26 protein-coding genes and 1 riboswitch are annotated in these 25,692 nt (G+C 37.3%); of the genes, 9 read left to right on the top strand and 17 right to left on the bottom strand.

Annotated features, from left to right (window positions below):
* Positions 1-71: 71 nt before the first annotated feature.
* The 7 genes from ACZ5N5_RS08565 to lepB all read right to left on the bottom strand — a co-directional run bounded on the left by ACZ5N5_RS08565 (position 72) and on the right by lepB (position 6,887).
* Positions 72-1,580, bottom strand: coding sequence for a glycine betaine uptake BCCT transporter (locus tag ACZ5N5_RS08565; protein WP_277678195.1), 1,509 nt, complete (start codon positions 1,578-1,580; stop codon positions 72-74).
* A gap of 102 nt (positions 1,581-1,682) precedes the next feature.
* A complete protein-coding gene (locus ACZ5N5_RS08560; RefSeq protein WP_464373762.1) occupies positions 1,683-2,831 on the bottom strand; it encodes an MFS transporter in 1,149 nt (382 codons plus the stop codon).
* 383 nt (positions 2,832-3,214) lie between these two features.
* Positions 3,215-3,739 carry a type 1 glutamine amidotransferase domain-containing protein gene (locus ACZ5N5_RS08555; RefSeq protein WP_109984800.1) on the bottom strand — a complete coding sequence of 175 codons (525 nt, stop codon included), beginning with the start codon at positions 3,737-3,739 and terminating at the stop codon, positions 3,215-3,217.
* Positions 3,740-3,797: 58 nt separating this feature from the next.
* On the bottom strand, positions 3,798-4,442 hold the full coding sequence (gene thiE, locus ACZ5N5_RS08550) for a thiamine phosphate synthase (RefSeq protein WP_464373638.1): 645 nt from the start codon (positions 4,440-4,442) through the stop codon (positions 3,798-3,800).
* Positions 4,442-5,248, bottom strand: a complete 807-nt coding sequence (gene thiM / locus ACZ5N5_RS08545; RefSeq protein WP_464373637.1) for a hydroxyethylthiazole kinase — start codon at positions 5,246-5,248, stop codon at positions 4,442-4,444. Before thiM ends, thiE begins: the two co-directional genes overlap by 1 nt.
* The gene (thiD, locus tag ACZ5N5_RS08540) at positions 5,248-6,072 is read right to left on the bottom strand and encodes a bifunctional hydroxymethylpyrimidine kinase/phosphomethylpyrimidine kinase (RefSeq protein ID WP_464373636.1); all 825 of its coding nucleotides are present in this window, start codon (positions 6,070-6,072) and stop codon (positions 5,248-5,250) included. Before thiD ends, thiM begins: the two co-directional genes overlap by 1 nt.
* 93 nt (positions 6,073-6,165) lie before the next feature.
* Positions 6,166-6,274: riboswitch (TPP riboswitch) on the bottom strand.
* 64 nt (positions 6,275-6,338) lie between these two features.
* Positions 6,339-6,887: a signal peptidase I gene (gene lepB / locus ACZ5N5_RS08535; RefSeq protein ID WP_054788213.1), complete on the bottom strand. Its 549-nt coding sequence runs from the start codon at positions 6,885-6,887 to the stop codon at positions 6,339-6,341.
* 185 nt (positions 6,888-7,072) lie between these two features.
* On the opposite strand from lepB, the gene ACZ5N5_RS08530 reads away from it, so the two are divergent.
* Together ACZ5N5_RS08530 and ACZ5N5_RS08525 are read left to right on the top strand one after the other, a co-directional pair.
* On the top strand, positions 7,073-8,251 hold the full coding sequence (locus tag ACZ5N5_RS08530) for a CynX/NimT family MFS transporter (RefSeq protein ID WP_464368427.1): 1,179 nt from the start codon (positions 7,073-7,075) through the stop codon (positions 8,249-8,251).
* 113 nt (positions 8,252-8,364) lie between these two features.
* Positions 8,365-8,679, top strand: a complete 315-nt coding sequence (locus tag ACZ5N5_RS08525; protein WP_464373635.1) for a hypothetical protein — start codon at positions 8,365-8,367, stop codon at positions 8,677-8,679.
* 194 nt (positions 8,680-8,873) lie between these two features.
* Here the strand turns inward: ACZ5N5_RS08525 and ACZ5N5_RS08520 are convergent, their stop codons facing one another.
* Positions 8,874-9,293: an organic hydroperoxide resistance protein gene (locus ACZ5N5_RS08520; RefSeq protein WP_109984796.1), complete on the bottom strand. Its 420-nt coding sequence runs from the start codon at positions 9,291-9,293 to the stop codon at positions 8,874-8,876.
* Positions 9,294-9,625: 332 nt separating this feature from the next.
* Between ACZ5N5_RS08520 and ACZ5N5_RS08515 the strand changes: the two genes are divergently transcribed.
* The gene (locus ACZ5N5_RS08515; protein ID WP_464373634.1) at positions 9,626-10,792 is read left to right on the top strand and encodes an iron-containing alcohol dehydrogenase; all 1,167 of its coding nucleotides are present in this window, start codon (positions 9,626-9,628) and stop codon (positions 10,790-10,792) included.
* A gap of 265 nt (positions 10,793-11,057) precedes the next feature.
* On the opposite strand, the gene ytzI is transcribed toward ACZ5N5_RS08515, so the two are convergent.
* The 4 genes from ytzI to ACZ5N5_RS08495 form a co-directional block, all read right to left on the bottom strand.
* The gene (gene ytzI / locus ACZ5N5_RS08510; protein WP_109984793.1) at positions 11,058-11,207 is read right to left on the bottom strand and encodes a YtzI protein; all 150 of its coding nucleotides are present in this window, start codon (positions 11,205-11,207) and stop codon (positions 11,058-11,060) included.
* Positions 11,208-11,487: 280 nt separating this feature from the next.
* Positions 11,488-11,835: a DUF1360 domain-containing protein gene (locus ACZ5N5_RS08505; protein ID WP_054860665.1), complete on the bottom strand. Its 348-nt coding sequence runs from the start codon at positions 11,833-11,835 to the stop codon at positions 11,488-11,490.
* A 68-nt stretch (positions 11,836-11,903) separates the two neighbouring features.
* Positions 11,904-12,833 carry a bile acid:sodium symporter family protein gene (locus tag ACZ5N5_RS08500; RefSeq protein WP_109984792.1) on the bottom strand — a complete coding sequence of 310 codons (930 nt, stop codon included), beginning with the start codon at positions 12,831-12,833 and terminating at the stop codon, positions 11,904-11,906.
* Between the two features lie 12 nt (positions 12,834-12,845).
* Positions 12,846-13,619, bottom strand: coding sequence for an ABC transporter ATP-binding protein (locus ACZ5N5_RS08495; RefSeq protein ID WP_054788233.1), 774 nt, complete (start codon positions 13,617-13,619; stop codon positions 12,846-12,848).
* 407 nt (positions 13,620-14,026) lie between these two features.
* On the opposite strand from ACZ5N5_RS08495, the gene ACZ5N5_RS08490 reads away from it, so the two are divergent.
* Positions 14,027-15,496, top strand: a complete 1,470-nt coding sequence (locus ACZ5N5_RS08490; RefSeq protein ID WP_054860668.1) for a catalase — start codon at positions 14,027-14,029, stop codon at positions 15,494-15,496.
* Positions 15,497-15,542: 46 nt separating this feature from the next.
* Here the strand turns inward: ACZ5N5_RS08490 and ACZ5N5_RS08485 are convergent, their stop codons facing one another.
* On the bottom strand, positions 15,543-16,400 hold the full coding sequence (locus ACZ5N5_RS08485) for a VanW family protein (RefSeq protein WP_277678204.1): 858 nt from the start codon (positions 16,398-16,400) through the stop codon (positions 15,543-15,545).
* A 347-nt stretch (positions 16,401-16,747) separates the two neighbouring features.
* Between ACZ5N5_RS08485 and ectA the strand changes: the two genes are divergently transcribed.
* The 4 genes from ectA (at position 16,748) to ACZ5N5_RS08465 (ending at position 19,814) form a co-directional block, all read left to right on the top strand.
* Positions 16,748-17,257, top strand: coding sequence for a diaminobutyrate acetyltransferase (ectA, locus tag ACZ5N5_RS08480; protein ID WP_277678205.1), 510 nt, complete (start codon positions 16,748-16,750; stop codon positions 17,255-17,257).
* An 86-nt stretch (positions 17,258-17,343) separates the two neighbouring features.
* Entirely contained in the window at positions 17,344-18,612 is a 1,269-nt protein-coding gene (gene ectB, locus ACZ5N5_RS08475; RefSeq protein WP_054860669.1) for a diaminobutyrate--2-oxoglutarate transaminase, read from the top strand.
* Between the two features lie 68 nt (positions 18,613-18,680).
* Positions 18,681-19,067, top strand: coding sequence for an ectoine synthase (locus ACZ5N5_RS08470; protein ID WP_054788215.1), 387 nt, complete (start codon positions 18,681-18,683; stop codon positions 19,065-19,067).
* Positions 19,068-19,385: 318 nt separating this feature from the next.
* On the top strand, positions 19,386-19,814 hold the full coding sequence (locus ACZ5N5_RS08465; protein ID WP_054788235.1) for a YueI family protein: 429 nt from the start codon (positions 19,386-19,388) through the stop codon (positions 19,812-19,814).
* Positions 19,815-19,845: 31 nt separating this feature from the next.
* Here ACZ5N5_RS08465 and ACZ5N5_RS08460 read toward each other — a convergent pair whose 3' ends face one another.
* A complete protein-coding gene (locus tag ACZ5N5_RS08460) occupies positions 19,846-21,033 on the bottom strand; it encodes an aminotransferase-like domain-containing protein (RefSeq protein WP_109984789.1) in 1,188 nt (395 codons plus the stop codon).
* Between the two features lie 474 nt (positions 21,034-21,507).
* On the opposite strand from ACZ5N5_RS08460, the gene ACZ5N5_RS08455 reads away from it, so the two are divergent.
* Positions 21,508-22,506, top strand: coding sequence for a Gfo/Idh/MocA family protein (locus tag ACZ5N5_RS08455; protein WP_054788216.1), 999 nt, complete (start codon positions 21,508-21,510; stop codon positions 22,504-22,506).
* A gap of 311 nt (positions 22,507-22,817) precedes the next feature.
* Here the strand turns inward: ACZ5N5_RS08455 and ACZ5N5_RS08450 are convergent, their stop codons facing one another.
* The 3 genes from ACZ5N5_RS08450 to ACZ5N5_RS08440 all read right to left on the bottom strand — a co-directional run bounded on the left by ACZ5N5_RS08450 (position 22,818) and on the right by ACZ5N5_RS08440 (position 25,671).
* Positions 22,818-23,612, bottom strand: a complete 795-nt coding sequence (locus ACZ5N5_RS08450) for an ABC transporter ATP-binding protein (protein WP_054788236.1) — start codon at positions 23,610-23,612, stop codon at positions 22,818-22,820.
* Positions 23,605-24,597 (bottom strand): ABC transporter permease, encoded by a 993-nt coding sequence (locus ACZ5N5_RS08445; RefSeq protein ID WP_109984787.1) that lies wholly within the window; start codon positions 24,595-24,597, stop codon positions 23,605-23,607. The genes ACZ5N5_RS08450 and ACZ5N5_RS08445 overlap by 8 nt, the downstream gene beginning before the upstream one ends.
* Before the next feature lie 81 nt (positions 24,598-24,678).
* Complete coding sequence (locus tag ACZ5N5_RS08440; protein WP_464373633.1) at positions 24,679-25,671, bottom strand: ABC transporter substrate-binding protein; 993 nt, start codon at positions 25,669-25,671, stop codon at positions 24,679-24,681.
* Positions 25,672-25,692: the final 21 nt, after the last annotated feature.

Here is a 25,692-nt window from a genome sequence, read left to right as displayed (position 1 = left end):
AAAAGCATAAACCTCCGAATGAAATAGTCCGGAGGTTCTTTTTTTAAATATTCAGTAATCAGCAAAATAAATTAACTCACTCTTTTTCTTGGTTTTTTATCCTTTCTAACATCCTTATTTACTATCTTAAGAAAGGATACTAGCATCAGAATCATAATTACCGAAAATGGGAGTGCGGCAATAATTAGCATGTTCTGTAATCCCGCTGTTCCACCAAAGTATACAATAATGGCAGCCATCGCTGACATTGCTAACCCCCAAGCAATTTTGATCGAATTTGCTGGATTAATTGATCCATTAGAACTAAGCATTCCCAAGACAAAGGTAGCAGAATCGGCAGAAGTGATAAAGAAAATCGCGATCACAAAGACCGTAATTAAAGCCATAAAGTCACCTAATGGATAATGCTGCAGCATCCCAAAAGTTGTGGTCTCTAACGTATATTCAGAAATTGCCTCTATTCCATTTTGTTCAATATTTAGCGCAGATACCCCAAAGACTGCGAAAAAAATAAAACAGACTAGGGCTGGTACGAATAATACTCCGACCATAAATTGTTTAATCGTTCGACCACGAGATATTCTTGCAATAAATATACCGACAAATGGAGCCCATGATATCCACCATGCCCAATAGAAGATCGTCCAGTTATCAATCCAAGTACGTCCTTTTTCATTTAATGGGGCAAGACGAAAACTCATATCGAAAAAATTAGCGATATAGCTTCCTAATGTAGCAGTAAACATATTCAGAATATAAAGTGTAGGACCTACAATAAATAACAAAAGTAATAAGAAAAATCCTAGCCCCATATTAATATTACTTAAGTATTTGATCCCCTTACCAATCCCTGACCATGCAGATAAAATAAAAAGGGCAGTCGCCACAGCTAAAATAACAAGCTGCATCGTAAAATTATTAGGTGTATCAAATAGATAAGCTAGACCACCATTAATCTGAGCAGATCCAAAGCCTAGCGTGGATGCCACACCGACGACTGTTGCAAAAATGGCTAAGATATCAATTAATTTACCAGGAGTCGCTTTCATTGCCCTCTCCCCAAAAACAGGTGTAAGGGTAGCACTAATTAGTCCTGGATAATCTTTTTTAAATTTAAAATAAGCGAGTGCTAAGGCGACAATAGCATATACCGCCCATGCGTGAATTCCCCAATGAAAGAAGGAATATTGTAATGACTCGCGAATCGCTTCATTCGATCCTACTTCTGCATTTGGTGAGCTTTTAAAAGCATGTGAGATAGGCTCTGCTGTAGTCCAAAATACTAACCCCATTCCCATACCTGCACTAAAAAGCATGGCAAACCATGAAGCGGTTGAATATTCAGGTCTTTCATTGTCTTTACCTAACCGCAATTTCCCTATACGAGAAAAAATAAGATAAATACAAAAAGCTAAGAAAACCATGATGATAAGTAAATAATACCAGCCAAAATATTCAGAAATATATGTAGTGATTGCTTGTGTTGAATCCTTCAAATTTTTTGGATCAATCATGCCCCATAAAACAATGAGGGCACAGATGGAAAGTGCTATCCAAAAAACAGCATTGTATTTTCTCATTTACTCAACCCCTATTCCACGTCCAGTCTCTATATTATGCCCGTTTTCAAACATTATCAAACAATTTTTGACACTATACATCCTGAAAGACATCATTCCTACTCATGAATCAGACCGCACTACCCGAAATACTTCCTTGTCTTCCACCAAATGTGTCACAATGGCTAAAATGAAACCCAATCCGATGATACCTGCAGCAATTACTGTAATCATGACATAAGAGAAGCCATTCTTTAATAATACGGTTCCGAGTGTTGCTCCAATAAAATTTGCTAGGTTGAAAACAGAAGCTGCAATAGTTCCTGATAGTAATGGAGCTTCTGTTGCGGCCAAAATTATTTTAGAATTCAGGATTGGAGATGTCCCAAACGTCCCTGCACCAAATAAAAAGCTGGCAATCAGTGCTAGTGCAGCAAATTGAACAGTAAACGCAAAAATCAACAAAACAACTGCTAAACTAGCTAATGCTAGCATAAGATACTCTGTTAAGCGTGCTTCCTGAATTTTTCCAGAAGCAAAATTCCCAATAACGGATCCTACACCAAAGCAAAATAAAGCAACTGTAATACCTGTAACTCCAAAGCCTGTGAACTCTCTAATCATTGGTTCCATAAACGTATATGCAGTGAACACACCTGAAAAACCAAAGACGATAATGAATATAACCATCAGGACATTTTTATTACGGAACATTTTAAGCTCTTTTTTCAATTTTGGTACATCTGTTGATTTCTGATTTGGTGTTACGATAACGAGACCTATTAGTGTGACGATTCCTAGTACTACCATAAACCAAAAAACCAATCTCCAATCTAATATACCGCCTAGAAAGGAGCCGAAAGGTACACCTAGCATAATGGCAATGGTAAGTCCTCCTTGCACAGCTGCAATCGCACCTGTTCTTTTATGTGGTGCAGATATATTCACAGCTATCGCCATACACAGGCCAAAAAACGGAGCATGCATAGCAGCAGACAATAATCTAGATAGTAATAATACTTCAAAGCTTGGTGCTGTTGCAGCAATAATATTGCTGATAACAAATAAAGCCATCAGTCCAACTAGGAGTGGCTTGGGGGAGAATTTTAATGTAACCATTCTAAGAATTGGTCCAAACACTGCTACACTTATCGCATAAACACTTAATAGTAATCCTGTTGTGGAAACATCGACATCTAAATCGTTTGCAAATTGTGTCAGTAATCCTGTTACAACATACTCTGTCATCCCAACAGAAAAGGTACCAATCATAAAAATTGCTAAGACTATCTTTGATGATACATTGATTTGCTTCACTTCGTATTCCGCCCCTAACTGCTGGCTAAAATGTAGGTAGTGTACCCATTGCCATTCCATCTACTGCTTTTTTTCCAGCATTTACTCTGCTAGTACTTTAACAAAAACGATAAGCTTCATTGTATCAAATCTCTTCATCATTTCAAGTTAAAAATGCTAGATAAGCACATCTTTACCAAAAAATAATGTTAGAAAAACTCGCATTCGCTCGTCTTTTGGAGAATGCCTAGTTTTGCTTATACTTGGCACCTTAAAATCTCCGCTACGTCGAACTTCTGCTGTGTAAAGATTTTATACTTTTCTAACGTGTAAAAAAAGGAGCCTTCTGCGGCTCCTCCTTAATTTGCTGCTAGTAGATCAGCAAATGCTTTTACATATGGGGGTAAATCTGGTGGTCTGCGGCTAGAAACAATGTGTCCATCCGTTACGACAGCTTCATCAAACCATAAGGAACCAGCGTTAGTCATATCATCCTTGATTCCTGGGGTACTGGTGACTTTTTTCCCTCGCAAAATGCCAGCAGAAATAAGTACCCAGCCAGCATGGCAAATCTGACCAATTGGCTTTTGCTGCTCATTCATAGATCTCACCATATCTAACACTTCTCGATAACGCCTAAGTTTATCAGGCGCCCAACCACCTGGTACAAGTATCGCATCATAGTCATTTACATCGATTTGTGAAAAACTATAATCCGATTCTGCCGGTACTCCGTATTTTCCGAAATACTTTTTCTTCGCTTCTTTTGCGACTAAATCTACGATTGCGCCTTCTTCTCGCAATCTTAATACAGGATACCATAATTCTAAATCTTCAAAGTCTTCCTCTAATAATGCAATCACTTTCTTATCCTTTAAACGCATCCTATCTGCCTCCTCTATATATTAGTCTATCAGACAACCCAAGCAAGTGGCTATTGATTCAATTTGATTGATAATGAGCAAATTTTCTAAATAAGTGAGCCATTTCCTTTGGTTTTTTCGAACGACTAATGGCCGTAATAATAGATACGCCATCCGCGCCAGCTTTTCTTAGTCCGAATATATGGCCCAACTTAATTCCACCAATCGCCACAATTGGCAAATCTCCGACTTGCTCACGAATATTCCTTAAACCATCTTCTCCTATTGGCTGCTTTGCATCCTCCTTTGTATTCGTCCCATATATGGGGCCAACTCCGATGTAATCTGCTCCATCCTCTTTTGCTTTAATTGCTTCCTTTTCATTCGTTGCAGAAACACCAATAATCCAATGATCCGGGCATCTGCTTTTCACCTGTACAAAAGGTTCATCCTCCTGCCCAATATGAACACCATCTGCCCCGATTTCTAGCGCGAGATCGATATCATCATTAATCAGAAATGGGACATCGTACTGGTGACAAAGCCCTTTCATCTTCAAAGCCATCTGCTTCTTTTCCTCTCCGATGAGTGCTCCTTTCCCTTTTTCTCGAAATTGGAAAAGGCTCACTCCTCCTTGAAGGGCTTTCTCCAATACCTCTAATGGATCTTGTTCTGTATTATTCGTTCCTAAAATAAAATAAACCTGCAAAATAGACGGCTTCATCAAAAATGTTCACTCCCGAATGTTCCCATTGAAATACGTGATTTTCTCTCAAAAGCCTCCATGTTTAAATGATTCAGTTGATCCAAGAAGTTGATTTGAAAACTGCCTGGCAAATTGGACTGTTGGGCAGCTTCTTCAGCAGCAACCCCGTAATAGCTGATGGCTGTAGTAGCTGCGGTTAAGACATCCTTCTCTACTGCTAAAAATGCCCCAATCACAGCGGATAATAGACAGCCTGTACCTGTGACTTTTGTTAGCAATGGATGACCATTAGTGATCCTATATCTTGATAGCCCATTTGTCACTACATCCACTTCCCCTGTTATCGCAATATTTGTATTAAATTTTTTAGCAGCAAGTGTTGCAAGATTTTCGTTCTGAAGGTCACCCGTCACATCAACCCCCTTCACTTTTACCTCCATACCGGCTAAATTAGCAACCTCACCAGCATTTCCTCTTATAATCGTTACATCTACTTTGTCTAATATTCTTAAAGCAGAGGATGTGCGAAATGTAGTTGCTCCTACACCTACTGGATCTAAAACGACGGGCACTCCCGCTTTATTAGCTGATTTACCTGCAAGGATCATGGCATCCACCTGATCTTGCGTCAATGTACCAATATTTAAAACGACCGCATCCGCTATTTGAGCCATTTCCTCTATTTCTTCTTTAGCATGCGCCATAACAGGTGATGCACCTATTGCATATAAGCCATTTGCTGTAAAGTTCATCACTACTTGGTTGGTAATATTATGAATTAATGGTTGCTTTTCCTGTAATAGTTGAATCTGTGTTAGCTTCATTATTCCATTTCTCCTCTATTTGGTAATCCTTTTAGTCGATATCCCCAATGATTAGTTGGGCCATTCCCTTTGCCCAGTAACAGAGAATGTTGAATAGCCTCTGTAATAAATTCTTTTCCAAGCCCCACCGCTTCGTTAATTGATTTACCTTTAGCTAGCTCGGCCGTAATGGCTGCTGAGAACGTACAGCCTGTTCCGTGGGTGTGAGGTGTATCGATTCTTTTCGTACTGAAATAATCAAATTGAGCCCCATCATATAATACATCCTTCGCATCGCCATCAAGATGTCCACCTTTCACTACAGCCGCTTTTGCCCCTAATTGATGGACCAACACTTTGGCTGCTTTTTCAGTGTCCTTTTGTGAGTTGATGGAAAAACCTACTAGAAACTCTGCTTCTGGTACGTTTGGCGTAACAACCGTTGCAAGTGGTAGGAGTATATCTCGAATAACCTCGCGAGACTTCTCTTCCATTAATGGATCACCACTTTTAGCAATCATCACTGGATCAATAACAAATGGGATTTTACTGTTTGTAAGTTTTTTTGCAATGAGCTCCATCATCTCAATGGTAGCAATCATTCCAGTCTTGACGGCGTGTGGGGTAATGTCCTCCCATACCGCATCAAACTGTTTTTCTATAAAATCAATGGGGAGATGCTCTACTGCCTTTACCCCCATAGTGTTTTGTGCGACAACCGATGTAATGACACTCATTCCATAGACTTCTCTTTCCTGAAATGTTTTTAGATCTGCTTGGATCCCTGCACCACCAGAAGGATCTGTACCGGCTATCGTTACTGCACTTACTATTTGATTGGACATAAACCTTTCTCCTCTCTTTTTACGAAATGAAGGGAAATAAAAAAACCGCCCCTTATATAAATGGAGCGGTTATTTATTACATCAATCTATCACTTTTGACCGACTCCACTTCCCTCCGCCAGCTTTAACTAGTTCAGGTTCAAAGGGATCAAGAAGAACTATTCTTATCTCAGCCATTCCGATGGCACCCCTAGTGGAATTTTTGTATTCAATTAATTCTAATAAAACATGTGAGTTCCATTCTGTCAAGAAAGCGATATATATGTCTAGTTGATCCACCCAATCGAATCGAGTGGCCAGATTCTCATTTTCACATCTCCAATAATGGATTCCTCATCAATGAATCCAAAGGAGCGACTATCCTTGCTCACACGACGATTATCTCCAAGCACAAAGAATTTCCCATCAGGAACTGTTTCTTCACCTGTCAAATTATAGAGGGTAAAATCATTCGTTAAGCTTTCCCCTTCAGGTAGCGTTTCTTTGTATGCTGTCAAGTAATCTTCTTTATATTCCTTGCCGTTTATGAATAAATGGTCATTTTTCATTTCGATACTATCACCTGGAATACCAATTACTCTTTTAACATAATTATCTTCAGAGTCCGGGGCTTCGAAAGCTATTTCGTCAAATCGCTCTATTTCACTTATCTTACTTAAAATAATGCGATCCCCATCCTGTAAATTAGGCATCATGGACTCACCCTTAACAATAGATGGAGTGAATAAAAAATGGCGACAAACTAGAACAATAACTACTGCTATTAATAGTGCTTTTAACCATGAGAGTAATTCTGATATAAATTTGTTATCCATAGGTAACCTTCTTTCGTCTGAACTAAGGAAATTTTTTTTATAAAGTTTTTGTGCTATCCTTTATAGGGTATTAGCTTACCATTTTTCTATCTATGAATTACGAAGATAGATAAGGTGTTCTTCTATTATATTAACATAATTTGTATGTGAATTGATATTAAAACTTATGAAACAGGTGAAAATCAATGCAGTTAACTAAAAAAAAGACAGTGCTTTTAATCATTGGAATTATTATACTTTCCTTCAATTTACGTCCTGCCATTACATCGGTTGGACCTATAATAGGTATGATTCGTGATGATTTATCCCTTAGTAACTGGAGCGTAGGGTTCATTACTAGTCTACCACTACTGGCATTTGCCTTCATGTCTCCAATTGCACCAAGGTTAGCAAATCGAATTGGAAATATGCGTGCATTACTGATTGGATTAATTATTTTAATGAGTGGAATTTGGATCCGATCCATTGCAACAATCGCTCTTCTCTATCTCGGAACCACGTTGGTTGGCGTTGGTATTGCGATCATTAACGTTATTCTTCCGAGTCTCATAAAAGGGAGCTTTCCTAGTAAAATTGGTATCATGACAGGAGTATATACAACCTGTATGTCTACATTTGCAGCAGCTGGATCTGGTCTCAGTGTCCCACTAACATCTGGTATAGATCTCGGCTGGAAGTTGTCCCTGGCAAGCTGGAGTGTTATAACAATAATTGGAATAGCTATTTGGCTATTTGTGATGAAGAACACCCCAGCTGAAAAGGATTTAAAACTATATGAGCCTAGTGCTAGAAAGATGCTCAAATCTGGTATTGCTTGGCAGGTTACCATATTTATGGGGCTTCAATCCTTTTTATTTTATGTGACGATTTCATGGCTTTCTGAGATTCTGATCGCAGATGGATTTTTACCATCAACGGCCGGTTGGTTTGTCGCCTATATGCAATTTATAAGTCTTCCAGCAACCTTTCTTACCCCTATTATTGCTGGTAAATTAAAGAATCAAAGAAGTCTCGTTCTTGGTTTCGGTAGTGCAGGAGTTATCGGCTATATTGGGTTACTATTTCACTCATCCATCATCCTAACAACAATTTCGATCACGCTTATCGGTTTTACGTTAGGCTCTAGTATTAGCTTAGCATTAGCACTTCTAGGTCTACGGACAAAAAATGCCAGACAAGCTGCAGAGTTATCAGGGATGGCCCAGTCATTTGGATACCTTTTAGCTTCTGTAGGACCAATTATCGTTGGATTATTATTTGATCTTACTGGAAGCTGGGATAATTCTCTTATGGCCATTATCCTTGTAACGATCGTAATGATTGGCTTTGGTATTGGTGCTAGTCGCAACAAATATGTTTTATAAGGTGAAGCTTATCTAATTGATTAGACTCCGATCTTTCACTTGCTTTACGAATTGTCATCTGAAGCGTATAATGAACATATAATGAGAATGGTTTAAAAATGGAGGGATTAGAATTGAAAAAATATGTTGCCCTCATCTTCTTGTTCACTATTCTTATTCATGGCATGCTCCCGATTTCAACAGGAGCGATGCACCCTGTGCTCGTGATGGAGCATAGTATGGATGTCGCAGATCATTCCGTTTCGAAGACTGATTTTCAACCAGATAATTCGCTATTCATTCTATCAGCATTTATTTGGAGTTCGATTCTGATTTCGATTGTATTAACTTCAAACGGAACTGCGAGTACAGAGATAAGAGAAAGAAAACTCATTCCAAAAATGTGTCAATCAAATTATTTGATCACCCTCCTCTCTCTTAAAGGATAAGTTTAAGAAGGAGAGGAGGAGGTTTCATGCTTTGGGCGCGTTTTATTATGATCGGAATGTTTTCTATAACAGCTATTTCCCTATTTGTATATCAAGGGATAGAGGTTTTCCATGCATTTCAAGATCTTTTTCAAAATAAACAATAACTAAAAAGGCCCTTCACCTAATGTGGTGAGGGCCTCTTATTATGTTTTTTAAACTGCTTTTGTTTTTAACTCCACGTCAATGTTTCCTCTAGTTGCTTTGGAATATGGGCAGAAATCATGTGCAGCTTTTGCAAGCTCTTCTGCTTCTTCTTGAGATACACCTTTAATCTCTACATTCAAAACAACACCAATTTTAAATCCACCATCATCAGTGTCTTTAAGGAGACTTACTTCTGCAGTAATAGAGGAATCAATGTCCTTTTTTTGTTTAGAAGCCATTAGGTTTAACGCACCATCATAGCAGGCTGAATATCCTGCAGCAAATAATTGTTCAGGATTGGAGCCTGTACCACTACTATCACCTGCTGGATTCACTAGATTTAAATCAATTAACCCATCATCTGACTTTACATGACCATCGCGGCCACCTTTAGCAGTTGCTTTTGATGTAAATAATACATTACTCATACTTATCCACTCCTTTTTTTAATTAGAAAACTTGGCTTATCGTCGTAGCATTACTTAGCAAGAGTATTTTACTTGCTAAAGAATGACTTGTGCCCTTTGGGTGCAAGTAATGGCGAAAGCCTAAGTTTTACTTATACTATCAACCAATTTTATGATAGTATATAAAACCATTAATGGCTTACATTTATATTCTACCAATACTATTCCTTTTTCTCCAAATATTAAACATTACTAGCTCGTGGCTAAGGATAAAACAAAATTCTTTACATAAATTAAGATTATTGCGATATTTAAAGATGTGGTTTCTATTATGGTGAATAGGAGGAAAAATCATGCAAAAATTCACATTTTACAATCCAACAAAGCTCTATTTCGGTAAAGGGCAGCTCACTAATCTATCTGATGAAATAACGAAGTATGGAGAAAATATTTTACTTGTATATGGTGGAGGAAGCATTAAGCGTAATGGCTTATATGATCAGGTTACCCAGATATTACATAAAGCAGGTAAGAAAATTTTCGAACTTAGTGGTGTTGAACCGAATCCACGAGTGACAACAGCAAGGAAAGGTATTGAAATTTGTAAAAAAGAACAGATAGATTTCATTCTCGCTGTTGGTGGAGGCAGTACAATTGATTGTACGAAAGCCATCGCGGTAGGAGCTAAATCTGAAACAGATATTTGGGATATTGTAACGAAGAAAGAAACTGCAAATGGAGCACTAGATTTCGGAACAGTACTCACCCTTGCAGCAACAGGATCTGAAATGAATTCAGGGTCTGTTATTACGAATTGGGAAACGAATGAAAAGCATGGTTGGGGTAGCCCCTATTCATTCCCTACTTTTTCTATTTTAGATCCAGATTTCACAAAAACGGTACCTAAGGACCAAACCATATATGGAATGGTAGACATTATGTCCCATGCATTAGAGCATTATTTTCATCATGAAGAAAATACTCTTCTACAGGATCGAATGGTAGAAGGCATTTTAAAAACGGTGATCGAGACAGCCCCTAAATTACTAGAGGATCTTAAAAATACAGCTCATAGAGAAACCATTCTTTATAATGGAACAATGGCTCTCAATGGAATGGTAAATATGGGATATCACGGCGACTGGGCAACCCATAATCTAGAACATGCCGTTTCTGCCGTCCATGATATTCCGCACGGCGGAGGTTTAGCGATTCTTTTCCCTAATTGGATGAAATATGCTATTGACGAGAATGTAGGACGGTTCAAGCAATTCGCGATAAGAGTATTTGACGTGGATCCAGAAGGAAAATCTGATAAAGAAATTGGACTAGAGGGAATCGACAAGCTTCGAGACTTTTGGAACAGCATTGATGCCCCTTCCACACTTGGAGATTATGGTATAACAGACGATTCCATCGACGTAATGGCAGACAAAACAGTCATCGCAAAAAGTGAATTTGGCAATTTCAAAAAATTAAACAGAGATGATGCAATAGCCATTTATAAAGCATCACTATAAATACAAATGCGGCACATTGTATGGATCAAGTTATCCTACAATGTGCCGTGAATTTTTGAGGAATGTATACATGGATGCTTTCTATATAATGGTAAAAGCCAGAATTTTCATCTTGGTAACAGTACATTGAATTGCTTAGATTACCAAGAGATATTTTTTTATCTTGGCGAAACGCTCTCATGTTTCTCTCTTTACCAGGATATATTCCTCTATCTTGAAAATAGTTCTTTCCATTGCTCTGATTAACACGACAAAACATCCTCGGTTATTCCTGTACGGATTGACTTTCTTTCTTTTGCTCCTCTGGTAACGGATCAATAGTATGCTTGTAGGCGTAACCTTTACTTAATGTCGCAACAGATAGGAATAATACTCCGATCACAATTACGATACAAATGATTAATATTATCCACATGACAGTAAATCCCCCATCATTCGTCATTTTCCATCATTATAACATACCTTCTAGAGCTAAGAATCTCCCAATCCAGCAGCAACACATTTTTTCTACTTTCCCGAACTTAATATTAGCGACTTACATATCTTAAAGCATGGTATACCTTTTAATCAAACATAAAGGAGAGAGATTTATGGGATATGAAAAGTCTACGAAAAAGGTCAATACGAATAAAAAATCCAGAAGAAGAAAGTCATGTGGTTGCTTGAGTTCCTTAAGAGGTGAAAGAAAATAGTGTTTAAATAAAATAGGAAATAATGACCTCAATGATTGCTGCCACTGCTGCAACAGCCAAAATGATTAGAATCGGCATGAACAATGAAGTAAAAAAGTGAAAGCCGATAAATAAAAGGCAAGCTACCCATATCCCTGTACACCAATGGCAGCTTAATAGTTCTCCTATCCATCGTCTTAAACCCGTCCCCTTATAAGAGATAATCTCTTCCACCGTACCATCTGATAAAGGCCTTTCCTCCCTTTCAAAAAATGGTGCTCGGATAAAACCAGTGATTTTATCATAGACAATAAGATGTGTAAGTCTAAAAGAAGCTAGTGATAATAATACAAAAGAGAGCCAAGTGATCAATTGGGCACCTACTTTCCTTTTTTTACTATCTTATTTTTGATTTGCCCAAAAGATGACTAATTCGAATGTTACTTTCGTATGAGTAGCTTGCTGTAAATGGAGGCAAGCACCTGCTGAAATAACATACCAACAACTACTGGTACCGCTACTGGACCAGGGAAGTATTGTACCGCGATAACAGCACCTGCACTTATATTTCTCATTCCACCACTAAATGTTAACGAGATCACATCCTTACCTGACCGCTTTAGCCATTTAGCTACAAGCCATGCAAGTAAATAGCCTGTTGCTGCAATGAAAAACATACATAGTGCAATCTTCAAAAGCTTCCAGTCTATTGCTTGTAAATAAGGAGCTACCTCCGCACTGTTAATCATAATAACGATCGCTAATGCCAATTTGGAGAATGGAGCAAGTCTTGGACTCCACACCTCATGAATCTTTCCCTTTGTCCATTCATGTAAAATCATCGCTAAAATAGATGGAATGACAATCATAATTAAGAGTCCTTTCATCATCGACCAAACCTCAAGCTCCACGGATTGACCAACCACAAAGGATAAACTCAATGGAACAATAAAAGGGGATAAAATCGTGTCGATCAATATAATCGATAAAGTTAAAGCAACATTTCCTTTATTCATGGATACCCATATAAAACTAGTGATACCTGTTGGAATAATCATCGCAATAACAAAACCCGTAATCGTTAATACATCCTCAGTAAATACTATCCATCCAACTAGCCATGCCCATAGTGGCATAATAAAATGCAACAAAATAAGAGCAATAATGATCGAAAGTGGATGAGATAAGACTCGATGTAGTGTAATAAAGTTTAAGCTTAAACTTCCAGCAAAGGTCATAAAGGCAAAAATATAAATAACCATTGCGTCAAAATGGCTAAAAAAGCTAGAAAAGCTAACACCTAACACAACACTTGAAGGTGCTATGAAAGGCATAATTCGTTGTAATAGTTGATTAAGCTGTCTTAACATAAAGAATGGCTCCTATTTTTTTTGGATGGATGGACGTTGGCCGTTCCAGCTAACTTCCACAGATATACCAAAAAACTCTGATAACCTTGTCGAAGTAATCATGTCACGACTATCTCCTTTCCCAAAGACAGTACCCTCTTTCAATAGAAGAGTTTTATTGAATTCTGGTAAAATCTCCTCTACATGATGGGTAACATATATAATGGTAGGAGAAGGTTTTGCTGCAATATTCTCAATGGATTCTAACAATGCTTCTCTTGCAATAAAATCTAATCCATTTGTTGGTTCATCGAGAATTAAGAGCTTCGGATCGCCCATGAGTGCTCGAGCAATTAATACCCGCTGTTGTTCCCCTTGTGATAAGGTCTGAAATGTTTGATTAGCATAGTGAAAACATTTCAAATCTTTCAATAATTGCTGAGCTTTTGCTCTCATTTCATCCGTAGGCTCTTCATAAAGACCGATCGATGCAAAACCACCACTGAGCACAACCTGATAAGCACTATCTGATCCATACATCCGATCCTTTATTTTGGATGAAACAATGCCAATTTGCTGACGTAATTGTTCTCCTAATATATCTTGTCCAAATTGTTTCCCAATTACTTGTACTTTTCCGGTTGTCGGAAAATAATAAGCACAAAGCATATGTAAGAGCGCTGTTTTTCCCGCACCATTTAATCCGAGTATTACCCAGTGCTCTCCCTGATTAATGGTCCAATCAATATCATGAAGAATCCATTTTCCACTTTTCTTTAATCCGACTTTCTCTAAGTCTAGTATCATTTCCTTCACCTCACCTAAAAAGCTCTATCCTTCTTTTATAAACTTAAATTGTCCATTTCACAAATTTTTTGTATTTTTTTATCAAAACTATTGAAAATGATTCTCATTATCGATATAATGTAATCGTAGCACACTCACATGTGCCCGAAACATTCCCTTTACACATATCTTTTGTTACCCCCAATCAACAAAAGAGAAACAAACGCTTCTTTCCCGCTCCCTTAGGGTAGAAGCCTTTGTTTTTTTACTAAGGATGTTTCCCAATCCATGGAGCGCAACTATTTTTACATAGGTGCCTCTCTTTTTTTTTACTTTTTTAATTAAAATTATTTTAAATAAATATTGATTTTTATAAAACTTGTATTATAATAAAAGATGAATTATTTATAAAGGAGAGGTGCTTTTTAATGAGTGAAGATAAAAAATACTTAACGACAGCCTCAGGAGCTCCTGTTGGCGACAATCAAAATTCAATTACAGCGGGACATAGAGGTCCTACTTTAATCCAAGATGTACATTTACTCGAAAAACTTGCACATTTCAACCGCGAAAGAGTACCTGAACGTGTCGTGCACGCCAAAGGTGCAGGTGCACACGGCTACTTTGAAGTGACAAATGATGTATCAAAATATACAAAAGCTGATTTCTTATCAGAAGTTGGCAAAAAGACACCTATGTTTATTCGTTTCTCCACTGTTGCTGGGGAATTAGGTTCAGCAGATACAGTCCGTGACCCTCGTGGTTTTGCTGTGAAATTCTATACAGAAGAAGGAAATTACGATTTAGTTGGAAACAATACGCCCATCTTCTTTATTCGTGATGCAATAAAATTCCCAGATTTCATTCATACGCAAAAACGGAATCCACAAACAAACCTAAAGGATCCGAACGCAGTATGGGATTTCTGGTCATTATCTCCAGAATCTCTACACCAAATTACGTATTTACACTCTGACCGTGGTATTCCAGCAACTCTTCGTCATATGAACGGATATGGAAGCCATACATTTAAGTGGGTAAATAAAGACGGAGAAGCTGTTTGGGTAAAATATCACTTTATCTCCGATCAAGGTGTTAAAGGACTAGATCCAAAAGTTGCCGACCAACTCGCTGGAGAAAACCCTGACTATCATACAGCAGATCTATTTAATGCTATTGCCAAAGGGGATTACCCTTCTTGGACATTAAAAGTACAAATTATGCCAATTGAAGATGCTAAAACCTATCGATATGATCCTTTTGATGTGACAAAGGTATGGCCACATGCTGATTATCCATTAATTGAGGTAGGACGCATGGTGTTAGACAGAAACCCTGAAAACTACTTTGCAGAAGTAGAACAAGCTGCTTTCTCACCTGGACATTTTGTACCTGGCATTGAAGCATCTCCAGATAAAATGCTTCAAGGTCGTTTATTTGCATATTCTGATGCTCATCGTTATCGTATTGGAGCAAATCATGAAGCATTACCGATCAATCGAGCTAAATCTGCGGTAAACAATTACCAACGCGATGGACAGATGCGTTTTGATGGCAATGGTGGTAGTGCGCCAAACTATGAGCCTAATAGCTTTAGCGAAACACCAAAAGAAACACCGGAAAATAATATTACTCCATTTGAAGTAAGTGGTTTTGCTGATAGTGTCGCTTATGATAGTGATGACCACTATTCTCAACCACGTGCATTATTCCGTGATGTAATGAATGATGAAGAACGCGAACATTTAGTTCAAAACTTTGCTGATCACATGAGTGGAGTAACACGCGAAGGTATTATTGAACGTCAATTGGAAAACTTCTATAAAGTAGATCCAGAGCTAGCAGAAAGAATCGCAGCAAAATTAAATGTAGAAGTTCCAGCACATTTAAAAAAATAATAACGTAAAATAGAGAGCATTGAATGGTGACATTTAATGCTCCTTTTTATTCATTACGATTCTCTACTATATCTGAAGAGTAAATTTCAATGATTACTTGCCCATTTTGTGTCTTAGATTGAATTAACAATGGCTGATTCAGACTATTTTTAAAGGTAAAATCAGGTCCATACCAGCTTACTGTTGCATCCCGTCCTGGAGGGACATAGGGTACCCTTTTACTATGGGAATATCGTTCTAAAATTTTTACTCCTGCCCTGTCGACTGCATTAAATAAAGTGGAAGATATTTGACAAATCCCGCCACCTATCCCCTCCGTTAACTCACCTTTCACAATTTCAGGTGCAGGAAGATATCCTTTTTCTTTCGTTCTTTTCCCTACTACTTCGTTGAAAGAAAATGTTTCTCCAGGAAAAACAACATGGTTATTAATTGCTTCTCCAGCAAGAGATATATTGTGAGCACGAGCTTTTTTATTTTGATTAAAATACGTAACATATTGTCCAATTTTATGTGTTCTTATATTCGCTAAAAGCTCTGTGTCTACTTTTGGATGGATCTCTACGACTGGTGCTTCTATTTGCGTAGTACTATTTTCAAAATAATGGCGATAAAATTGTTCTTTAAATTTCTCCTGATGTAATTGAATTCCCACCTTTCCAGGTACAATGGACCCTTGGTCATTAATTGTAGCATTCAAAGGCTTCTGATAAATCTTTTCATTAATCCTCTTTATAAATTGTGTATAATTCCTTGTATCAATGATTTGTTCTTCCAGTAAAGGAACCGTAAAGTCAGATTTTTGAGCACTCGCCACCTGCTGACCATCAAAAGTCACGATTACTTCATTCTGAACAATGACTTGCGAAAACCATACGATAAAAGCTGCTATAATTGTCATCATAAAAATTCCTCCTTTCAATAGTATGAATTAGATCACATCATTTCATGTAGTAAACTTATTCTTCTATAGCTAACATTTTCTCATTATTTTATGTTTCGTATTTAGATAAAAAGGTTATAACTAAAAAGAACTGTGTCAAAAACAAATTCTGCTCATTTGTAAGGATACGTGACAATATCGAAGGATTTATAAACCTACGCCGAATTGAATGGCGCTCACCCTAACTCAAGCAGATTAAAACTGTTTAATCACTTTATAGGCAGTTTGCGATAAAGCCCAGTTCCCTTTATTATTAACAATGTACTATTTGAACAAGGAAACTTGGCCAAATAAGAAAGGAGTTCATTGTGACAGTTAATCATACTAGTAATGCTGCTGATATTATTTTAGAACATCCTACCAAAAAGGATGGAGCAGCGATGTGGGAATTAGTAACCAAATCAACTCTAGATACAAACTCATCTTACAAGTATATTTTGATGAGTGAATACTTTAATGAAACCTGTGTTATTGCAAAACAAAATGACCAAGTAATTGGTTTTATAACCGCATTTATCCCCCCTAAAAAGCAAAATACCGTTTTTATTTGGCAAGTAGGTGTAGACACCAATCAGCGTGGAAAAGGAATTGCTTCCAAAATGTTACATTTTTTATTAGAAAGCGAAGCATGTCAATCCATTCAATTTGTGGAAGCAACCATCACACCTACAAATCGTGCATCACAATCCTTATTTCAAAAGCTAGCACGTGATTTTCATACTGAAATTCACTCCGACGAGTTCTTTACGAAAGATATTTTTCCTGGAGATGAACATGAGGAAGAATGGAGATTCGTCGTGGGGCCAATTCAGCATTAAATCATCTGAATATTTTGAATTTTCAGATATTCAGTAGGATTTTTTTCAATCATCATTCTTATTTATAAATTAGGAGGAAATGATTAATGAGTAAACATATTAATATTATTAACGAACATGAATCTGTTGTACGTAGTTATGTACGCAACTTTCCAACAGTCTTTACGAAAGCAAAAAAACATCTAATGTGGGACGAAGATGGCAAAGAATTTATTGATTTCTTTTCAGGTGCCGGAGCTTTAAATTATGGCCATAATGATGATCACATGAAAAAGCAACTAGTAGATTATATTATGAATGACGGCATTACTCATTCCTTGGATATGGCCTCTAATGCAAAAGCAGAGTTTCTTGAGAAATTTCAAGACGTTATTTTAAAACCACGTGAATTAGATTATAAAGTCATGTTTCCAGGTCCAACGGGGACAAACAGTGTGGAGAGTGCATTAAAGCTAGCGCGTAAAGTAACTGGTAGAACAGATATTATTAGCTTTACAGGTGGTTTCCATGGTATGACAATTGGTTCTTTATCCGTAACTGGAAACTCCATGAAACGTAAAGGTGCTGGTATTCCACTTCAAAATACGGTAACGATGGCCTATGATAACTATGTTGATCACGATACCCTAGTATATTTAGAGCGATTCTTAGAAGACAACGGTAGTGGTGTTGCGATTCCAGCTGCTATGATTGTAGAAACCGTTCAAGGTGAAGGCGGAATTAATGCTGCTCGATTTGAATGGTTGAAGAATCTAGAGGACCTTTGCCGTCGCTGGGGTATTTTATTAATCATTGATGATGTTCAAGCAGGAATTGGACGAACTGGTACATTCTTTAGCTTTGAAGCTGCTGGAATTAAGCCAGACATTGTTTGTCTATCTAAATCATTAAGTGGTTATGGACTTCCACTCGCCGTAACGTTAATCAAGCCTGAGCTTGATATTTGGAAGCCTGGTGAGCATAATGGAACATTCCGTGGAAATAATCATGCATTTGTAACAGCTACAGCTGCTCTTGATTACTGGAAGGATGAATCCTTTGAAAAAGAAATTCATCAAAAATCCGAGGTTATTTATAGCTTCCTTGAGGATATTGTTTCAAAATATCCAGAGATCAAAGGAGAAGTTCGTGGTCGTGGATTCATGGTAGGAATTGCTTCAGAAGTGGAAGGCCTTGCTGCAAAAGTAACGGCAAAATGCTTTGATTTAGGTTTAATTATGGAGACGGCTGGTCCCAATGATGAAGTATTTAAGCTATTCCCACCTCTAAATATTCCAACAGAGGACTTACAAAAAGGGTTAGCTATAATTGAAGAAAGCATTAAACAATTAGTAAAAGATCCAGTAGCAAATTAAATATGTGTAAAAGGCTTTTATGATGAAGCCTTAAATATATAGAAATTTTAACAGGAGGAATACTTTTTATGAAAGTAGTAAAACTAGCAGATGTATTAGGTACAGAACATGATGTAGATGGAGGTACTTGGGTAAGTCGCCGTCTAATCAATAAAAAGGATGGAATGGGCTATTCCGTTAATGATACAATTATTAAAGCAGGTACAGAAACTCACATTTGGTACCAAAACCATTTGGAATCAGTATATTGTATTGAAGGAGAAGGCGAAGTTGTCACATTGAGTGATAATAAAGTATGGCCAATCACTAAAGACACTCTATATGCACTTGATCAACATGATGAACATCTATTACGAGCAAAAACCGATATGCGTATGGTTTGTGTATTTAATCCACCATTATCAGGTAAAGAGGTTCATGATGAAAATGGTGTTTATCCAGTTGATGAAGATTAATAATTGACTAGAACAACCCCAGTTCTTTTGTTGATATAACATTCTTATCCGAAAACTCCTCAAATTTGAGGAGTTTTTTCTTGCTCTTTCTATATAATTAGTGTTAAAAATAATGTATCTTCTACTACTTTTACACGTTAGGAAAATATAAAATCTTAGCAAGGAGAAACTCGACGTAGTGGTTTTGAAATGTACAAAGTATAAGAAAAGCTAACGTATCCGCTAAAAGACAAGCGAATGCAAGTTTTTCTAATATAGAACATATAGATATTGTAGTAATCTCCTTATAAGAAGGATGAATCTATGAGAGGTGGAAAGATGCCTAAGAAGGATGTTCAGGATTATATTCAAGAAGGTGTATATGGTCCAAAAACGATTAAACTAGATGAAAGAAAGAAGTTCCTCGGTACAATTAGGGAACGTGTTATTCTTGCTTTAACAAAATCAGAAGTGCGCAGTGGTAAGGGAATAAAAGAAATGCAACAACTAGCAAAAACCTACCCTAAAGCTACCATGCTCATGAATGGAAATATGAGCTTTCGTTATTTTAAACCTTACCGTGACTTAGCTGGAACTTTAAAAATACATTATACCTCTGTCTCCAACAAAAATGTTTCCAGTGACTATGGCCTCGTTCTCACTTCCGACCATGCCATTGATAAAGAGGATATTTTTTTACAGGAAACAAAGCCGGTACAATTAACGAAAGCTAATAAACCATGGTGGAAAAAGCTTTTCGGCCTATAAAAAGAAGAACCCAAAATCTTTGGGTTCTTCTTTAAACATTCATTTGAGTAGATTCAAGTATGTGTACTAATCTCTCCATCCCTGTTTGGATGAGTTCTGGTTTAGAATTAGTAAAGTTAAGACGCATGGTGTTTTGTTCTGGATTAGATACATAGAACGGTGCTCCTGGTACATAAGCAACACCTGCTTTAACCGCTTCATTTAAAAGCTTAGTCGTGTTTATATATTCTGGTAAGGTCACCCAGAAGAACATCCCGCCCTTTGGTTCGATATACGATAAACCCTCTATTTTTACAGAATCCAATAATTCTTTCATCACAATCATTCGTTCATAATACGTCTCTCGGATTAATTGAATATGGGCATCCAAATCAAAATCTTCCAAAAGATGAACCAATGCATGCTGACTAATGGAGTTTGTGTGTAAATCCGTTGCTTGTTTGGCTTGCGCCATAATTCGAATAATTTGATGTGGACCAACAATCCAACCAATTCTCATAGCAGGTACAACGGTTTTAGAAAAAGTACTTGTATATAGAACCAGTTCATTTTGATCAAGGGAGGCAATAGAAGGTGGTGCCACATCTGTATCAAATTTTAATTCGCCATAGGGATCATCCTCAAAAATAACCACATGGTATTTTTCTGCTAATGCTAATAATTTTTTTCGTCGTTCTAAGGACCACACCTTCCCAGTGGGATTAGAATAAGTTGGAACAACATAGATACATTTCGGTTTAAGCTTCGTTATTTTATCCTCCAAATCTGAAATGACCATACCTTCTTCATCAGAGTCTACTGCTACAACCTTTGTTTCATATGACTCAAAAACCTGTAATGCAGCTAGATAAGTTGGATTTTCCGTTAAAATAATATCCCCTTTATTAAACATCACTCTAGAAAACAAGTCGATTGCCTGCTGGCTCCCTGAGGTGATCAATATATTTCCCGGATCCCTATCGATACCTTTTTTTCGCATCTGCTCAGCTAAAGCATTTTTTAACGCAGGTACACCTTCTGTTTCTCCATATTGTAATGTCTTACTACTGGTTGTTATCGCTTTATGAAATGCTTCATCTACTCCCTTTACAGGAAAAAGACTTTCCTCTGGTAATCCGCCAGCAAATGAAATAATATTGCCTTCATTAATTACCTTCAATATATCCCTTACAGCGGATGATTTTAAAAATTTTACGCGTTCAGAGAAACCATACTTCAACCCACTCACTCTCCCGTATATGATGTTAAGACCTATAAAAAGACTTATTTAATTATTTGCCTCTTATTTATGTTGAAATTTTTAGATATTTCAAACTATTCTAGTGAACAGTCTTCATTTAAGAGTATACTGTTCATATAGAAACCCAGCAGCTTACATTATCATCGATTATTGCTTGTAGTGTAAACCTTTCCTCTCATGTTATTCACGAGATCTCTGCATAAACTGTTCAGTTTTTTGATATATTTGAAGTATCGTAGAGAATTCTTATGACTGATTATATCATAGGCTTTGGCTTAAGCATACCAAAATTCATCTCCATCTACTCAATGTCCTTTTACATTCCTTAATGATCGAAGAGATACTTTTATCGGATATCCGTTAAATATTACTTGTATTAAATTATTATGCAAAAATATAGGGATTTGATATACTACAAGGAAAGCGCATACATACGAATAAGGAGTGAGAGACATGTTAAACGTAGCATTATTAAGTAGATGGCACGTACATGCTGATGATTATGCACGACAAGCAAAAGCAAATGATGGAATAAATATTAGTGCCGTATGGGATGAAGACCTTGAACGTGGTAAGAAATGGGCAGATGAATTAGATGTTCCATTTTATGAAGATTTAGACGAATTATTATCTCAATCAGATATTGATGGGGTAATTGTAGATACACCAACTAATATGCACAAAGATGTCATCATGAAAGCAGCGAAAAATAAAAAGCATATTTTTACAGAAAAAGTGTTAGCAATTACGGTATCGGATTATCAAGAGATTGTTGCGACAATTGAAGAGGCTGGGGTAGTGTTAATGGTGTCTTTACCGAAATTAACAGATGATTATTATTTGCGCGCACAGAAAGTGTTAGATGATGGTGCTTTAGGTAAGCTTACAACGATTCGTTGCCGCTTTGCACATAATGGTGCCGTTCCATCAAAAAATAGTGCAACAGGCTGGCTTCCAGCACATTTCTTTGATAAAGTGCAATGCGGAGGTGGGGCATTAATTGATTTAGGTGCACACCCTATCTACTTAACTAATCGTTTAGCAGGGCCTGCTCGATCTTTATCAGCAATGTTACAATCAACTAGCGATCAGTACGATGTGGATGACAATTCGGTAGTCTTAGTAGAATATGAATCTGGAGCAATTGGTATCCTAGAGACTAGCTTTTTATCTAGTGGAAGTCCATTCCAATTAGAATTATATGGTACAGAGGGTACTTTATTGGTAGAAGAGCAATCTGTTCGTTTAAAAACAGATACAGACTGGGTGGATGTCACAGACACTGTTTATGAACCAATGCCAATGGAGCAATGGGTGCATGCCATCAATAAGACAGCAGAACCAAGTCTGAAAGCAGAAGATTTCTACCATCTTACCCTTATTAATCAAGCAGCAGCACAATCAAATGAGACTGGTGAAAGAGTACTACTAGATAAAGTAGCAAACAACTAACTTATCATCAAAAACTTGCTTTCTTTTACTTAAAGTAAAGAACTTAAGTTTATTATAGAGAAGTAATATTTTTATTCGTGTTAAGCTAAGGTTTACCACGTCTATTAGCGTAAAGATGTCCCTTTTCGGGCTCTTTATTTTTTTAGTTTTAGATACTTCATTTCCTATGAATTAAAAAACGAAATCCTATGAAGGGAACAAACGAGTTACATTTCGTCTCGATTTCAGCTACGTGCATTACTCCCTGCTAAAATCTCCTTATCATGTTAAAAAGACAGCTACTTTTGTAAAGTAACTGCCTAAAATTAATATTAACCTAACACCGCTCGATCGTTATCCATTTGCTTTCCACGTATCCGTTGGAATTCTGCTAATAATTTTTCGATCGTAAGTGCTTGTTTTTCTTCACCAGAAACCTCTAGAATAATTTGACCTTTATCCATCATAATCAGTCGATTTCCTAGGTCTAATGCCTGTTGCATATTATGTGTGACCATTAAAGTAGTTAATCCAAATTGTTCGACTACTTCTCCTGTAAGCTTGGTTATTAAATCTGCTCGAGACGGATCCAGTGCTGCTGTATGCTCATCTAATAATAAAATATTTGGCTCAGTAAAAGTCGCCATCAAAAGAGAAAGTGCTTGACGTTCCCCACCTGATAGTAAACCTACCTTTGCATTCAAACGATTTTCCAATCCTAAATGCAAAGTAGCAAGATGCTCTTTAAAAAGAGACTTTCTTCTCTTACTTACTCCATACTTCAATGTACGCTTTTTATTCCGAGCATAGGCCATTGCAAGATTCTCTTCGATCGTCATCGTTGGAGCCGTTCCAGCCATAGGATCCTGAAATACACGTCCAATCAGACGAGAACGTTTATACTCTGGTAGCAAAGTTACATTTTTCTCATTAATTTTAACAGATCCGACATCAGGCTTTAACGAACCTGAGATCATATTCATCAAAGTTGACTTTCCAGCACCATTACTACCAATTACTGTAACAAAATCGCCTTTTTCTAATTGAAGGTTCACAGTTTGTAATGCCTTTTTCTCATCTAAAGTTCCTTCATTAAACGTAATGGAGATGTTGTTTAAACTAAGCACCTTTACCCTCCTCTCCATTTTCAAGCATCCGTCGTTTTTTCTTTTTTCGGACAGCTTCTTTTCGAGTTGTTATTATTTTTGGCATAACTAATGCCGCAATAACAATAATTGCTGTAATCAGCTTCGTATCTCCAGCTTCCAAAAACTTCGCCTTTAACGCTAATGTTAGCACAATCCGGTAGACAATCGCTCCACAGACAACGGCTAATGTTGTTCTGGCAATGGTTTTTGTACCAAAGAGTGCTTCACCAATAATAACAGAGGCTAATCCAATTACGATCATACCGATACCCATTCCAACATCGGTAAAACCACCGTATTGTGCAATAAACGCACCAGACAATGCTACTAATCCATTCGAAATACCTAATCCTACGATGGTTAAAATATCAGTATTTGCCGAGAAGCTTCGAATCATTTTCTCATTGTCACCTGTTGCACGTAGGGCGAGTCCTACTTCTGTCTTCAAGAAGTAATCTGTTAAAAGCTTGATTAGTAATGTAACGATAATCATAATAATTAGAACAGCCCAAGTACTAGGTAAAGGGTCTATATTTAGTGCAGCTAACATATCGTTTAGCAACGTATCAATACCTAATGTGCCCCAAAATCCTTCGATTTGCTTAAATAAGGTGGGCTCATTCAACAGTGCAACATTTGATTTTCCACCCATTATCCGTAAATTAATCGAATATAAAGCTATCATCATTAAAATCCCAGATAGCAAGGGATTTATCTTCCCTTTCGTATTCAAAATTCCAGTTATCATCCCTGCAATAAATCCAGCAATTAAAGCATAAAAGGTTGCCAAAACAGGTGGTACACCATTCACTATCGACACAGCCGCAACTGCTCCACCTGTTACAAAGCTCCCATCTACCGTTAAATCTGGAAAATCTAAAATACGAAACGAAAGATAGACACCTAAAGCCATTAGTGCATAAATCACTCCTGACTCAAAGGCCGTAAAAATTGATATAAACATGTCTATCTTCCTCTCTATCCTATAACAAGCATTTTGTGAGAAAACCTCGACACCAACTTCATGTCGAGGTTTTTCTTCATTCTATTCTTCGTTGACTTCTACTAGCTCAGCATCCTTTTCCCAGGCACTATTCCATTCAATACCTTGGGCTTCTGCTGCATCTTTATTAAGATATAGATCGATTTCTGGTGGATATTCTACAGGAATATCTGCAGGAGTTTTCTCACCAGTTAAAATTTCTACTGCCATTTCTCCAGTACGATAACCGATATCGTAATATTCAAAACCGTAAGCTGCAAAGCCTCCACGTTTCACTGAATCTGGCTCTCCTACGATTAACGGAAGATCTTGTTCTTCTGCTACTCCAACAACCGTTTCTAACGCAGAAACAACGGTATTATCGGTAATAATGTAAAATAAGTCTGCTTCTCCGACTAAGGAAGTTGCCGCTTGCTGTACCTCTGAAGAGTTACCCACGGTTGCTTCAGCAGTGCTCAAGCTAGTTCCTTCCACCGCTTCTTTCACAGCTTCGATTTGAGCAATAGAATTAGCTTCACCAGAATCATAAATTAATCCAATAGTGGCATCCTTGAAATTTTGATCAATAAATTCAATGGTCTTCGTAATGGCCTCTGGGTGAAGATCAAGTACACCAGTAATATTCTCACCTGGCTGATCCATTGACTCAACTAGCCCTGCTCCTGCCGCGTCTGTTACAGATGTAAATAGAACCGGAATACCATTAGAGGCTTGTAGAGCACTTTGTGCACTTGGTGTGGAGTTAGCAAAAATTAAATCGACTCCATCTGCCACAAAGTTATTCGCAATGGTCATAGCATTATTTTGATCATCCTGAGCACTTTGGAAATCATATTCTACGTTTAAACCAGCATCTTCAATTGCTGCTTGAAATCCTTCATATGCTGAATCTAGAGACGGATGTTCTACAATTTGTGTTGCACCGATTGTGTATGTTTCTCCATCTCCTGACGAATCACTTTCTCCTTCTGTTCCACAAGCTGTTAGAACACTCATAGCCATTGCTACCAACAGTAACAAAATCCCTTTTTTCATCATTTTTATTTATTTCCCCCA

Source organism: Gracilibacillus sp. JCM 18966 (assembly GCF_055392695.1).
Note: the sequence above shows the minus strand (reverse complement) of the source record. Positions and strands in the feature narration are given on the sequence as shown.